The 14,535-nt window shown below is 37.6% G+C and carries 13 protein-coding genes and 1 pseudogene; 2 read left to right on the top strand and 12 right to left on the bottom strand.

The window, feature by feature from the left end:
- Positions 1-3: 3 nt before the first annotated feature.
- The 10 genes from purH to purE are packed head-to-tail and all read right to left on the bottom strand — an operon-like array spanning position 4 to position 9,963.
- The gene (gene purH / locus APS80_RS01655) at positions 4-1,479 is read right to left on the bottom strand and encodes a bifunctional phosphoribosylaminoimidazolecarboxamide formyltransferase/IMP cyclohydrolase (RefSeq protein ID WP_059106543.1); all 1,476 of its coding nucleotides are present in this window, start codon (positions 1,477-1,479) and stop codon (positions 4-6) included.
- Positions 1,480-1,494: 15 nt separating this feature from the next.
- On the bottom strand, positions 1,495-2,061 hold the full coding sequence (gene purN / locus APS80_RS01650; protein WP_059106542.1) for a phosphoribosylglycinamide formyltransferase: 567 nt from the start codon (positions 2,059-2,061) through the stop codon (positions 1,495-1,497).
- Complete coding sequence (gene purM, locus APS80_RS01645; protein WP_059106541.1) at positions 2,054-3,091, bottom strand: phosphoribosylformylglycinamidine cyclo-ligase; 1,038 nt, start codon at positions 3,089-3,091, stop codon at positions 2,054-2,056. The genes purN and purM overlap by 8 nt, the downstream gene beginning before the upstream one ends.
- Entirely contained in the window at positions 3,084-4,571 is a 1,488-nt protein-coding gene (purF, locus tag APS80_RS01640) for an amidophosphoribosyltransferase (RefSeq protein ID WP_059106540.1), read from the bottom strand. Before purF ends, purM begins: the two co-directional genes overlap by 8 nt.
- Positions 4,550-6,739: a phosphoribosylformylglycinamidine synthase subunit PurL gene (gene purL, locus APS80_RS01635; RefSeq protein ID WP_059106539.1), complete on the bottom strand. Its 2,190-nt coding sequence runs from the start codon at positions 6,737-6,739 to the stop codon at positions 4,550-4,552. Before purL ends, purF begins: the two co-directional genes overlap by 22 nt.
- Entirely contained in the window at positions 6,732-7,403 is a 672-nt protein-coding gene (purQ, locus tag APS80_RS01630) for a phosphoribosylformylglycinamidine synthase subunit PurQ (protein ID WP_059106538.1), read from the bottom strand. The genes purL and purQ overlap by 8 nt, the downstream gene beginning before the upstream one ends.
- Positions 7,400-7,663 carry a phosphoribosylformylglycinamidine synthase subunit PurS gene (gene purS / locus APS80_RS01625; protein ID WP_059106537.1) on the bottom strand — a complete coding sequence of 88 codons (264 nt, stop codon included), beginning with the start codon at positions 7,661-7,663 and terminating at the stop codon, positions 7,400-7,402. Before purS ends, purQ begins: the two co-directional genes overlap by 4 nt.
- On the bottom strand, positions 7,660-8,367 hold the full coding sequence (gene purC, locus APS80_RS01620) for a phosphoribosylaminoimidazolesuccinocarboxamide synthase (RefSeq protein WP_059106536.1): 708 nt from the start codon (positions 8,365-8,367) through the stop codon (positions 7,660-7,662). The genes purS and purC overlap by 4 nt, the downstream gene beginning before the upstream one ends.
- Positions 8,364-9,494 carry a 5-(carboxyamino)imidazole ribonucleotide synthase gene (gene purK, locus APS80_RS01615; RefSeq protein ID WP_059106535.1) on the bottom strand — a complete coding sequence of 377 codons (1,131 nt, stop codon included), beginning with the start codon at positions 9,492-9,494 and terminating at the stop codon, positions 8,364-8,366. Before purK ends, purC begins: the two co-directional genes overlap by 4 nt.
- Complete coding sequence (gene purE / locus APS80_RS01610) at positions 9,481-9,963, bottom strand: 5-(carboxyamino)imidazole ribonucleotide mutase (RefSeq protein ID WP_059106534.1); 483 nt, start codon at positions 9,961-9,963, stop codon at positions 9,481-9,483. Before purE ends, purK begins: the two co-directional genes overlap by 14 nt.
- 215 nt (positions 9,964-10,178) lie before the next feature.
- Between purE and folD the strand changes: the two genes are divergently transcribed.
- Positions 10,179-11,036, top strand: a complete 858-nt coding sequence (folD, locus tag APS80_RS01605) for a bifunctional methylenetetrahydrofolate dehydrogenase/methenyltetrahydrofolate cyclohydrolase FolD (protein WP_059106533.1) — start codon at positions 10,179-10,181, stop codon at positions 11,034-11,036.
- A 138-nt stretch (positions 11,037-11,174) separates the two neighbouring features.
- On the opposite strand, the pseudogene APS80_RS10800 reads toward folD, so the two are convergent.
- Together APS80_RS10800 and APS80_RS01600 are read right to left on the bottom strand one after the other, a co-directional pair.
- A pseudogene (locus APS80_RS10800) lies at positions 11,175-11,567 on the bottom strand (transposase); the annotation flags it as partial.
- A 1,225-nt stretch (positions 11,568-12,792) separates the two neighbouring features.
- Complete coding sequence (locus APS80_RS01600) at positions 12,793-13,938, bottom strand: globin domain-containing protein (RefSeq protein ID WP_059106532.1); 1,146 nt, start codon at positions 13,936-13,938, stop codon at positions 12,793-12,795.
- 222 nt (positions 13,939-14,160) lie between these two features.
- On the opposite strand from APS80_RS01600, the gene APS80_RS01595 reads away from it, so the two are divergent.
- Complete coding sequence (locus APS80_RS01595) at positions 14,161-14,478, top strand: DUF5011 domain-containing protein (RefSeq protein WP_059106531.1); 318 nt, start codon at positions 14,161-14,163, stop codon at positions 14,476-14,478.
- The last annotated feature ends 57 nt before the right edge of the window (positions 14,479-14,535 follow it).

The following is a 14,535-nucleotide window of genomic DNA, read 5'->3' as shown; positions in this document are numbered from 1 at the left end:
TCATTAATGTTTAAAATGGCGTACACCAGTCATAACCATGGCAATACCATGTTTATTCGCCATATCAATTGAATCTTGGTCTTTTTTAGAACCACCAGGTTGAATGATGGCTTTAATGCCATGTTGTGCTGCTAATTCTACGGTATCATCCATTGGGAAGAAGCCGTCAGACACCATGACAACATTGTCTTCGATATGATCTGCACGTTCAATCGCTATACGCGCTGATCCTACACGGTTACTTTGTCCTGCACCAACACCTAGTGTTTGATGTGCATTCGTTAAAATGACTGCGTTACTTTTCACTGCGCGAACAACACTCCAACCAAATAACATCGCTTCCCACTGTGCTTCAGTTGGTGCGGTTTCAGTAGCAACAGTCATATCCTCACGAGAGACTTGTTTACGGTCTTTTTCTTGTACAAGATAACCGCCAGATACTGAGACCATATCAGGGGATTCATCTTGATCCATTTTAATTTCGAGTAGGCGAATATTTTTCTTCTGTTCTAATACTTCTAACGCTGCATCAGTAAATGATGGTGCAATGACGACTTCTAAGAAGATTTTGTGTAATTCTGTTGCTAACGCTTCATCTACTGGACGATTTAACGCCACAATACCACCGAAGATTGATTGGCTATCTGCTTCATAAGCTCGAGCATAGGCTTCTTCAATTGTGTCACCAATACCTACACCACATGGATTCATATGTTTGACTGCGACTGCTGCAGGTCCATCGTATTGTTTAACTAATGCTAGTGCTGAATCTGCATCTTTAATATTGTTGAAGCTCAATTGTTTACCGTGAAGTTGTTTAGCTCCAGCGAGTGTATGTGGCGTATTAGATTCACGTACAAAGTAAGCAGATTGTTGAGGATTTTCACCGTAGCGTAATGTTTCTTTGCTTTCATTGAAAAATTGAACAATTGCTTGATCATAGTCTTGGGTATGGCCAAATACTTTTACCATTAATGATTTACGGAAGCTTTCATCTAACGTATCATTTTTCACACGGTCAATCACTTCATGATAATCAACTGGGTCTACCACTGTAGTCACGTGTTTGAAGTTTTTCGCTGCAGCACGTAACATCGTTGGACCACCGATATCGATATTTTCTATCGCATCTTCTTCTGTCACATCTGGATTTGCGACTGTTTCTTTAAATGGATAAAGATTAACTACGACCATGTCGATTAAATCGATATGTTGTTCTTTCAATTGATTGAGATGTTCTGCTTTATCACGATCAGCAAGAATACCACCATGGACTGCTGGATGTAATGTTTTTACACGCCCATCAAGGATTTCATCAAATTGTGTTAACTCTGAAACTGATTTCACAGGTGTTTGTGCTGTTTCTAAGGCTTTCATCGTGCCTCCTGTTGAATAGAGTTCATAACCTTGTTCAACTAATTGTTGGGCGAATTCGACGAGCCCTGTTTTATCGGACACACTGAGTATTGCTTTTTTCATGCTTTTTTGCACTCCCTATTGAATAATTTCTGAAATAACGGCTGGATAAAGTTCATATTCTAACGATTTAACACGTGCTTCCACATCATCGTGGGTGTCATTTTCAAAAATATCACATGATTTCTGCGCGATGATAGAACCTGTATCCATACCACTGTCCACATAATGTACTGTCGTTCCTGTTTGTGTTTCATGATGATCTAACGCTTGTCCAATTGCGTCTTTACCTTTGTATTTAGGTAATAATGACGGATGGATATTTAAAATTTGACCTTCATACGCTTCCAGTAATGTCTCACCTATGAGTCTCATGTATCCTGCAAGAATAATCCATTCGACTTGTTCTTCTCTTAATAATTCGAGTAGATGGATTTCGTATGCTGCTTTAGAATCGAAATCTTTCACTTTATTAATGTGTACAGGAATATTTAAACGATGTGCTAGTTCGATACAACCGGCGTCATCGTGATCTGTGTATAACGCAGTGATCTCAATCTGTGATAACTCACCGGATTGGACACGTTGTGCGATATTTTCAAAATTGGTGCCTGAACCTGAGGCAAAGATAGCCACTTTAGTCATGTTGAACACCTTCTAGTGTAATGCCTTCTGTGCCTTCGTAAGTATGTCCGATTTCATACGCATCCATACCTTGAGCTTTTAATATGTCTAATGTTTGTGCTACGTCTTGTTGATCTACAACTAAAGTAAAGCCGATACCCATGTTAAAGACGTTATACATTTCATCTGTATCGATTTGGCCTTGTTGTTGTAACCAGTCAAATACTTTTGGTTTAGGGAATGTAGTCACATCGATATGGGCTGACACGCCTTCAGGAAGTGCTCTAGGGATATTTTCATAGAAGCCGCCCCCTGTGATGTGGGTCATCGCATAAAGTTTCACTTGTTCTTTTACTGCAAGGACTGGTTTAACATACAATGTCGTAGGCTGTAATAAAACCTCTAATAACGTACGCTCACCATCGAATGGTGCATGAAGATCGACACCACTTTGTGAAACTAAACGACGTACTAAACTATAACCATTAGAGTGAATACCATTAGAAGCAATACCAATAATGGCTTGTCCAGGTTGCACTTCTGAACCATCGATATATTGATCCTTCTCTACTGCACCGACTGCAAATCCAGCAAGGTCGTATTCATTTCCGTGATACATTTCACCCATTTCTGCTGTTTCGCCACCAATGAGCGCCACATGGGTCTCTTTACATGCATCCGCTACACCTTTAACGATTTGTTCAATTGTTTCAGGTACCACTTTATGTGTGGCAATGTAATCTAAGAAGTACAATGGTTCTGCACCCGTCGTTAAAATATCATTCACACACATGGCTACCGCATCGATACCAATCGTATCGTGTTGATCATGATCGATAGCTAATTTTAACTTCGTACCGACACCATCCGTTCCTGAGACTAGTACAGGGGCTTTCATGTTGAGTTGTGATAAATCAAACGTTGCACCAAAGCCACCGAGACCGCCTAAAACTTCGGGTCTTGTCGTTTTATTCACATGTTGTTTCATGCGTTGCACTGCTTCGTAACCTGCTTCGATATTGACGCCTGCTGCTTCATATGATTTAGACATTGCGATGCCCCTCTCTATCAAAATATTGTGGATGTTCATCTATATATGCACGTTGTCGTTTACTTAAGTTCGCTTCGTAATTGGCTTCGTAATCATAGAGACCTGCTGGATAATCGCCTGTGAAACTTTCTACACACAAGCCGCCATACGGTGCATCTACATCTAAATCAATTGAATCGATTAAACCATCAACGCTGAGGTAAGCAAGTGAGTCTGCACCGATTTGTTCACTGATTTCTTCAGGTGAATAATTAGCTGAGATTAATTCAGCTGTTGTTGAAACATCAATGCCATAGAAGCTTGGGAACATGAATTCTGGAGAAGCAATACGTACATGGACTTCATTCGCGCCCGATTCTTTTAACATTTTCACAATGCGTTTACTTGTCGTACCACGAACGATAGAATCATCGACTAACACGATGTTTTTACCATTTACAATACCTTTGACTGCTGATAATTTCACGCGAACACCTTGATCACGTAACGCTTGAGTTGGTTGAATAAAGGTACGCGCAACATATTGGTTTTTTACAAGGCCCATTTCATAAGGTAAGTGTGCCGCTTCTGCATAGCCTGAAGCCGCTGATAATGATGAGTTCGGTACGCCGATTACCATATCTGCATTTTCAACAGGGCTTTCCTCAGCTAAACGTTTTCCCGTTTGTTTACGTACTGCATGAACATTTTTACCTGCAATCGTTGAATCAGGACGCGCAAAATAAATGTATTCCATCGCAGAAATTGCAGTGTTTGTTTCATCTGTATAACGTTCGACACGCATGCCATCGTCGTTAATGACTACATATTCACCTGCATGAATGTCGCGTACAAATTCGCCACCTAATACATCAATGGCACAGGTTTCACTTGCTAACATGTATGAACCATTTGGTAATTTACCGATTGCCAATGGTCTAATTGCATTCGGATCAACTGCGCCATATAATGCATCTTTCGTTAAGATAGAGAATGTGAAACCGCCTTTAATTTGGTTAAGACTTTCGATCAACGCCTCTTCAAATGTCGGTTGTTTACTGCGACGAATGAGATGAATAATCACTTCGGTATCTGAAGATGAATGGAAGATTGCACCTTGTTGCTCTAATTCTCTACGTAAACTTTCTGCATTGATAAAGTTACCATTATGTCCCACTGCGATACTCGTATCATAAAAGTGGTATAAGAACGGTTGAATATTTTCAATTCCTTTAGCCCCTGATGTTGCATAACGTACATGGCCAATAGCGTGTTGATACGGTTCTAGATGTTTCATTTGTTCTGGTGTAATAGCTTCGGTTAATAAACCTAAACCGCGTTCACCAACAAGGCGGTCATTATCACTACAGATAATGCCTGCCCCTTCTTGGCCACGGTGTTGTAAACTATGGAGACCCATATATGCGAGTTGCGCTGCTTCTGGGTGATTCCATACACCAAACACGCCACATTCTTCATTTAAACTGTTGTATTCAAGCATTGTTCAATGGCCCCTTCCCATTGTTGTTTCAATTGATCTACATCACGTTGAATCTGTTGTGATGCACTTGTTACGTTAAATTGTTTATCGTCTGTGAGTGTTCCAATTTCAACTGCATCATCGATTTGAATATCTTGATCTGATTTGACTGCAACGATGTAACGACCTGGTGTTTCGCTGAATAACTGTGCGTCACTTAATGATAACGTAACATCTAAACCAAGTGAGTAATGCGCAGCGATACGAGCGAGTGTCATAAGTACGCCACCTTTACCTACTGTTTGAACATGTGATAATTGTCCTTGTTGTACAGCTTGTTTAATTTGTTCACCACGTACCACTTCTGTAGATAAATTGATGTCAACTTGTTCATGACTGAATGTATTAAATTGTAATTTTTCAAGTTGACTACCTGCAAAATCATCTTTCGTTTCTCCTACAAGATAAAGTTTATCTCCTGCATGTGGATGGAAGTCATTGAGATAATCGATGTTTTCAATTAAACCAACCATACCCACAACAGGTGTTGGATAGATAGAAGATGTTTGAGTTTCATTATAAAGTGATACGTTACCAGAAACGACAGGCGTCGCTAATGCTTCGCAAGCTTCAGCCATACCGCGTGTTGAATCAATCAGTTGTTGATAAACACCTTTTTTCTCAGGTGAACCATAGTTTAAGCAATCAGTCATCGCTAATGGAGTAGCACCCACAGCTATTAAATTACGGTACGCTTCAGCAACGACCATTTTGCCCCCTTCATAAGGGTTGTTGAATACATAACGTGCTTCACCATCAATCGTTGAAGCAATCGCTTTATTTGTACCTTCAACACGTACGACAGATGATTGTAATCCTGGTTTCACGATCGTATTCGCACCGACTTGTTGGTCATATTGTTCATATAAGTAACGTTTAGATGCAATCGTAGGATGAGTGAGTAATTGATCGAATGTAGCATTCACATCTAGATCACTGTAATCATGTGTTTTTGTTTCTGGTTTTTCATCAGTGCCTTCTAAAATGTAAACAGGTGCTTCGTCAGCTAATGGTTCAACTGGAATATCTGCAAACACTTCATCGTCATAAGTTAAAACAAAGCGTTCTGTGTCTGTAACTTCACCGATAACAGCACTATCAAGTTCATGTTTTTCAAATAAATCTAAGAATTGTTGTTCTGTGCCTTTTTTAACGACAAGCAACATACGTTCTTGCGTTTCAGACAACATCATTTCGTAAGGTGAAATTCCGAGTTCTCTCACTGGAACTTGATCCAAACGTAAATGCATACCGCTTCCGCCTTTAGCAGCCATTTCTGAAGATGATGAAGTTAGTCCAGCGGCACCCATATCTTGAATACCTACGAGATCCTCATACGTAATCGCTTCTAATGTTGCTTCCATTAATTTTTTACCTACGAATGGGTCACCGATTTGAACTGAAGGACGTTTACTTTCGCTATCTTCACTCAAACCTTCAGAAGCGAAGGTTGCACCGTGGATACCGTCACGACCTGTTTTCAAGCCAACATAGATGACAGAGTTACCTGTTCCTTTAGCTGTCCCTTTTTGGACCATATCGTGATCAATCACGCCGACACACATCGCATTAACTAATGGATTACCATCATAGCGATCATCAAATTCGATTTCACCAGCAGTAGTTGGAATACCGATGCAGTTACCATATCCACCAATACCTGCAACGACACCTTCAAGTAAACGGCGGTTTTGCGGATGAGATAATTCACCAAAGCGTAAACTGTTGAGTAGATTAATTGGACGTGCACCGATAGAGACGATATCTCTGATGATACCTCCGACACCGGTAGCAGCACCTTGATAAGGCTCAACAGCTGATGGATGGTTGTGTGATTCAACTTTAAATACCACTGCTTGTTGATCACCAATGTCTACAACACCAGCGCCTTCACCAGGTCCCATTAATACGTGTTCACTTGTCGTTGGAAACTGTTTTAAAAATGGTTTGGAGTGTTTATAAGAACAATGTTCACTCCACATCACTGAGAAAATACCAGTTTCAGTAAAATTCGGTCTGCGTCCTAAAATGTCGCAAACTTTATCATATTCGTCATCGCTTAAACCCATCGTTTGATATAAACGTTCGGTTTGGATTTCTTCAACACTTGGTTCAATAAACTTAGACATGTTGTTTCCCCCAACTTTCTACCATGGATGTAAATAAACGTAAGCCACTATCTGTACCTAATAAACTTTCAAGGGCACGTTCAGGGTGTGGCATCATACCGCAGACGTTACCGCGTTCGTTCACAATGCCAGCGATATCTTGATAAGAACCATTAGGATTATCATCATATGTTAAGATGATTTGATGATTGTCTACTAATTGTTGATGCATTGCTTCTGTACAATAGTAATGGCCTTCACCGTGAGCTACAGGATATGTCACAATTTCATCTTGTTCATACTGTTTCGTAAATGGAGTATCGTTGTTTACGACTTTCAACTGTTCATTTCGGCTGACAAACAAGTGAGAATCGTTTGGTAATAATGCGCCTGGAAGTAATCCAATTTCTGTTAAGATTTGGAAACCATTGCAAACACCAAGTACGGGTTTACCTTCCTCTGCAAAGCGTTTTACTTCGTTAATAATGGGTGCGACACTCGCAACAGCGCCAGAACGTAAGTAGTCACCAAAAGAGAAACCACCTGGAATTAACACCCCATCAAAGCCTTCGAGTGACGTTTCACGATAATCGACATATTCCGCTTCGGCATCTACTTTAAGCGCCGCGTTAAACATGTCTCTGTCACAGTTTGAGCCAGGGAATTTCAATACTGCGAATTTCATGCGTCGTTCTCTCCTTCTTCAATCACTTTATAGCTGTAAGTTTCAATGACTGTATTAGCAAAAAGTTTTTCACTTAATGTGTTGACCACATTGTGTACTGCAACGTCTGTTGCTTCCTCTACATCCATATATAGCACTTTACCTACGCGAATGTTGTTCACTTGAGTATAGCCTAAATCATGGACTGCTCTTGTTAATGCTTGCCCTTGTGTATCTAATACTTGGGGTTGTAATGTGATGTGTAGCTCAATCGTTTTCATCGTTCAATGTCCTCCAATTTATTTAAAAATGCTTCATACGTATCAATAATTGAACCTGTGTCTTCACGATAAACGTCTTTATCAAAGTTTTGGTCACTGTCTTTTGCCCAAATACGGCAAGTATCTGGAGAAATTTCATCAGCGAGTAAAATGTCGCCATCAGGTGTACGACCAAATTCAATTTTGAAATCCACTAATCTTAAATCCATTTCTGCCATCAATGCACTTAAGTGTTGATTAATTTCAAGGGCAGCTGATTTCAATGTATCAATTTCTTCTTTAGATGCAATGTCCAATAAAGTGACATGATCATCTGTTAATAATGGATCATTTAAATCATCATTTTTATAAAAGAATTCAACTAAGGGTTGTTCAAATGTCGTACCTTTTTCAAAGCCTAAGCGTTTGGTAATTGAACCTGTCGCAATGTTACGAACGACCACTTCTAACGGAATAATGTCTACGGCTTGGACAAGTTGTTCAGTTTCTGAAAGCTGTTCTACGAAGTGACTTTTCACACCATGTTCTTTTAGATATTGGAAAATTTTTGCACTAATAAGGTTGTTCAAACGACCTTTTCCAGGTACTTTATCTTTTTTAGCGCCATTACCTGCCGTTACTTCATCTTTGTATGTGACATGTAATAAACCTTCTTGATCTGCGTCGTAGATATATTTTGCTTTTCCTTCATATAACAGTTTCAATATTTTTCTCTCCCTTCAAAGGCTTTTAATAAGGTTTGTTCAGTTTGATCGACATCACCTGTCAATTGCGTAAGATGACCCATTTTTCTATCGGGTTTGCGCATTGTTTTACCATAAATGTGGACATGCCATTCTGGATGATCACCGAATTCATCTTCGAGTAAATCTAGATCACGGCCAAGTAAATTCATCATGACTGCTGGTTTTAATAACTCAATATTTTCAGGTAATTTTTGACCTGTGACCGCTAAAATATGTGTGTCAAATTGTGAATAATCGCAAGCTTCAATTGAATAATGTCCGGAATTATGTGGACGAGGTGCGATTTCATTGACGTGTAATTGGTTTTGTTTGTCGATGAAAAATTCAACTGTAAAGGTACCTACAAAGTGAACGTGTTGTGCAATTTTATTCACTTGTTCGCGTGCGTTTTCGGTATGATCTACACGAGAAGGTACGATTGTTTTAAATAGGATTTGGTTTCTATGTTCATTTTCTTGTAGTGGGAAGTATACGATTTGATCATTATTACCGATTGTTACTGTAAGCGAAACTTCTTTATATAAATCAAGGTATTGTTCGGCTACACAATCTTGTTCTGAAACAAGTGCTTTCGCTTCATCGAGATCGTCCGAAGATTGTACGAGGATTTGTCCTTTACCGTCGTAACCACCAAAACGTGTTTTGACCATAAATGGATAACCGATCTCTTCCACTGCTTGATCTAAGCTTTGTGCGTCTTTAAGTTCTAAATAAGGAACAATACTTGCACCAGCAGCTTCTAATGTTTGTTTTTCAACTAAACGGTCTTGTAACAGCGTAATCGCTTCATAGCCTTGAGGTACATTGTATGAGGCAGCTAAATCTTTTAACTGTTCAGCTGAAATATTTTCAAATTCGTACGTCACAACGTCAGCACGTTCACCGAGTTGTTTAAGCGCTTCTGTATCGTCATAAGGTGCGTTGATAAAGTCATGTGCGACGTGTTGGCACGGACAAGCTTCATCAGGATCCAACACGATGACTTTAAAGCCCATGCGTTGAGCAGATTGAGCCATCATCTTACCTAATTGGCCGCCCCCAATGATACCGACTGTAGAACCGATAGGAAGTTTATCGAAGGTCATTTTGCATTTCACTCACTTTCTCAGCTAATTGATCTTCATATTGTTTGAGTTTGTCTTGCACTTCTGGATGACCGATACTTAAAATTCTTGCAGCGAGAATGCCGGCATTTTTCGCACCTGCTTTCCCAATCGCTGTCGTTGCAACTGGAATACCCCCTGGCATTTGTACGATAGAAAGTAAAGAATCTAATCCTTTTAAGCTTTTAGATTCAATCGGTACACCAATGACTGGCGCTGTCGTTAATGCTGCGACCATACCAGGTAAGTGTGCAGCACCTCCCGCACCGGCAATGATGACGTCATATCCATTATTTCTTGCTTCTGAAGCAAACTCATACATTAATTGAGGCGTACGATGTGCTGAAACAACCTTAGCATCGTACGGAATACCAAATGTTTCTAACATGTCACAACTTTCTTTCATCATTGTCCAATCAGATGAACTACCCATGATGACTGCTACTTTCAAAATGAACACCCTTTCAAAAATTTGAAATTCAACTCATATAAGTTGTATATTACATATATAGGATAGCAAGAATTATCTCGTTATTCAATTCAAAAATCGAACTTTATCCATATTTTTGATTTTAACTTACGGTTTTTAGTTAAAATTAAAATGGTTAACCACCGTATCGTTAGGGTAATGTTCTACTATCCAATATTCAAAGGAGGAAATTTTTCATGGTTGCTAAAGTTTTAGACGGTAAACAAATTGCTAAGGACTACAGACAAGGTTTACAAGACCAAGTTGAAGCTTTAAAAGAAAAGGGTTACACACCTAAATTATCTGTTATTCTAGTAGGTAATGACGGTGCAAGTATGAGTTATGTTAAATCTAAGAAAAAAGCAGCAGAAAAAATTGGAATGATTTCTGAAATCGTTCATTTAGAAGAATCATCAACAGAAGAAGAAGTATTAAATGAATTAAAACGATTAAATGAAGATGACTCAGTAAGTGGTATTCTTGTACAAGTGCCACTACCTGACCAAGTCAGTGAACAAAAAGTATTAGAATCTATTAACCCTGATAAAGACGTGGATGGTTTCCATCCAACAAATATTGGTAAATTATACATCGATGAACAAACATTTGTACCATGTACACCACTTGGTGTGATGGAATTATTAAATCACGCAGACATCGACTTAGATGGTAAAGATGCTGTCGTTCTTGGACGTAGCCACATCGTAGGTCAACCGGTTTCTAAATTATTACTACAAAAAAATGCAACAGTGACAACACTACACTCTCACTCAAAAGATATGCACAGTCACTTAAAAAATGCTGACGTGATCGTGAGTGCAGTAGGTCGTCCTGGCTTAGTAACAAAAGATGATGTTAAAGAAGGCGCTGTTGTGATTGACGTCGGTAATACTCCAGATGAAAATGGTAAATTAAAAGGTGACGTTGAATACGATGACGTTAAAGAAATTGCTGGTGCAATTACACCTGTACCTGGTGGCGTCGGCCCAATGACAATTACAATGGTACTTAACAACACATTATTAGCAGAAAAAATGCGTCGCGGCATTGAATAATTCATGCTCATAGCGATTTAACACACATTTTTATCACACCTGCTGATAAAAAGAGAGGCTGAGACAAAACGTTCTTGCTTCTGAAAAAACAGTGGTTATTTGTTATAAATTTTAACAATAACCACTGTTTTTCATTTTCTAATAAAAAGTAGCTCGATGAGCTACTTTTTTTCTCATATTTGAGGCCATTAATGCAAGTCCAGGCTCTCGTTTTACTTTTTAGATTCCACGAACTAACATCCGAGTGAAACCCAAAATAGCCTTCACGAATCCAAAAACTGGCTCTACATCAATTTTCTTTGACCGTAGATTTTTTAGTTTCTAGCTCTGAAAGCATTTTATTAATTTGAGCTTTGAAAATACTCCCAATTATAATTTTTCATTATTTTTTGTTCCTCTTTGAATTTGTTTTCATGCATTGTTTTATGAGTGACAGTTAGAACAATCATCACATTCATACAATTTAAAGTCTCTCTTAAAACCATGTCTATCTTTGCGATATGCATATCTTTTAAACTCAAGTCTTTTATGATAACGAGGTACTGTTTAATTCATTGACTATGAAATTGAACGAAAAGTGATTCCAGTAATGCATAAATTTTAAGGTTTATTCTAAAACGATTAATTGTTTTGTAAGATGGAGTTTGTTTTTGGGAAAGCCACATCATTGTTGGATATTAAAACTTTAATTTCTATTAGTAATGTAAGTTGAGTCATGCTATAATCTTTGTACATAAAGCACCTCGTTAGTTTTTTGTGGTAATTAAATTATACGAGCTTGCCTTATTTTTTGAAGTGAAGATATGTAATTTTACAAAAATATTTAAAATACAAATACTCCCTGCTTAGCGTTGTTAATTCTAAACAGGGAGTATTATTTTTGGGTTTTTGTCCTAGACTCAAAAAATTATAAATAAATTTAATTCAATTTTATTTATCTTTATCGTTAGAGGAAAATAAAAATGCTCCAAAGAAAAGAAGTGGAAAAATAGCAAACAAACGTATCCAGAAACTATTTTCTCCAAATATAACAGGTAAAAAGATATAAATAATAAGAGTTATGATTAAACATGTTAAATATATTTTTTTATTAGTACTCATATTCAAACCTATAAAACAATTGCGATAAATGCTCTATTTTTTATATATATTTATTCATTGAAAAAACTCCTTTTCAGAATTTAAACAATCCTTTAATAAACATTCCCTTTAATAAACATTCCCTTAAATAACATATCATATTATTGCTTTATTGCAATTCCTCTATTTGGCGACGATTCTGCGCCCCTTAATAATCCCCGAAGCTGCCCAGCGGTTAAATTAATAGCTCACGTTATCAACCGCTGGCACTTTCAATTTAATTAAGAGGCACTCGTAGTCAAATAGATTTTCTCGACATAAAAGCGTGCTTGTTATAAAGTGTAGCCATCATCTCGATCGTTTTAAAAAATGATTTCTGGCTCTTGTTTTTGATATTTTCTCTCAAAAAACAATTCATCATTTTTATCTACCGTCATTACTCTCTCATCTTCGGATTTACTATTCGATTATCAATAAGATTAATTAACTTGTGATACATTTCTTCTCTCATCACACTATTAATAATTTTAAAGACATTCTCAAATGCCTTAAATGTATTGTTTAATTCTTTCTCTTTTCTTTATGCCCTATTTCAATTCATAAAAAAGAGGGACGATCTCTTTAGAAAGATCGTCCCACGCTTTTAAACATTAGATTATCTATTTGAATCGCTGCATTACACTGCAACTGCTAATTTCGGTTTGAATGATTCAAAGTGTATTTTCGCTTCATCCACACCTGATGCTTTAAGTGAATTAATCACTGATTCTAAGAATTGTGTACCGCCACAAACGTAGATTTCTGTATCATCCGTAATATAAGATTGTACAGTTTCTGCATTAATGCGACCTGCTGATTGACGATCATGTAACACATGTTCCACATGCTCATGATCTTCTGCAATAGCTTTAAGCGCTTCACCATAAGGCACGTCATCTGCATTAACGACATTTTGTACAAACGTTACAGCAGGACTTGTAGCTGCAACTTGTTTATACATAGAGATAAGTGGTGTCACACCTACACCTGAACCAATAAATAATTGTGGTTTATCTTCGTTTACAACTCCGAATACCCCAACTGGTGCTGAAAGTAAGATTGTATCTCCTTCTTTAAACTCATCGTGAAGGATTGGTGATACTTCACCTTCGTGTTCGTCAGTCACATCACGTTTTACCGCAAATGTTAAATGATCTTTGTCACCTTCAACAATTGAATAGTGACGTTTTGCTCGATAAGGTAATTTTTCATTATCAATATCAACTGTGATATATTGACCTGCATTAAACTGACTTAAGTCATGTTTATCTGAAGTCACAGTGAAAGCTTTGATATCTGATGAAATCGTTTCAATTTTAGAAATAGTGAAGGGTTGGAAATCTTCCCATGCCATTTCGTTGTAAATGTCTTTTTCTACTTGAATAAATACGTCTGCAATTTCCCCGTATGCTTTTGCCCATGTTTGAAGAATTGGGTCATCAGATTCCAATCCTAGTACATTTTCAATAGCTGCTAATAAATTTTCACCAACAATGTCATAACCTGCTGCTGGTACTTGCAATGCACAATGTTTATGCCCGATTTCTTTTACTACTGGAAGAATATTTGTTAAATCATCAATATTCATTGCAGCAGCTAAAACTGATTGTGCTAATGCCGTAGATTGTAGACCTTGTTTTTGGTTTGTCTGATTGAACATATTTCTGAGTTCTGGATGCTGATTAAACATTCTATTGTAAAAATAAGATGTAATATCAGTTCCTTTTTCTTGAAGTACTGGAACCGTTTCTTTGATGATTCCCTTCTCTTGTTCTGTTAACATGTAAGATCACTCCCTATAACTTATAAGTTCACCTTAATCATAGTGCTTTTTTATGCTAAATTAAAGAACTTTTTAAATAATTCACAATATATTCACTAACTCACAAATGACAAGGATTTGAGGAAATTTTTCATATTAAGACTATAGTATGATGTATTTTCAAGCACAGTAAATTATAGTATAGTTAAATTAACAAACGACGTGTTTACGGAGGTTTAAACTATGAACAAATTAATCCAGTCATTATCAGCGATTGGTGTGTCTGCCACACTTGTTTCACCGAACCTCAGTGCAGAGGCAACAGATAATTCTATTCCTCAAATTAAAGGCGTAAGAGACACTGTCATCAATAAAGGTGCTGACTATAACTTGCTTAAAGGTGTGAGTGCTTACGACAAAGAAGACGGCGACCTCACGGATAAAATTACCGTAGAAGGTAACGTTGATACGAATAAAGTAGGCAAATATAAAATTGAGTACCAAGTTGAAGATTCAGAAGGTGCTGTTGAAAAAACAGTACGTTATATTGAAGTGAAATAACACCTGTTTCTTTCAATTTATACATATGATACATATTTATTCATCACAATTAGACGT

The sequence above is a fragment of the Staphylococcus auricularis genome (assembly GCF_001500315.1).
In the GTDB taxonomy this organism is placed as follows: domain Bacteria; phylum Bacillota; class Bacilli; order Staphylococcales; family Staphylococcaceae; genus Staphylococcus; species Staphylococcus auricularis.
The sequence above is the reverse complement of the archived record's forward strand: the minus strand, read 5'-3'. Positions and strand labels throughout refer to the sequence as shown.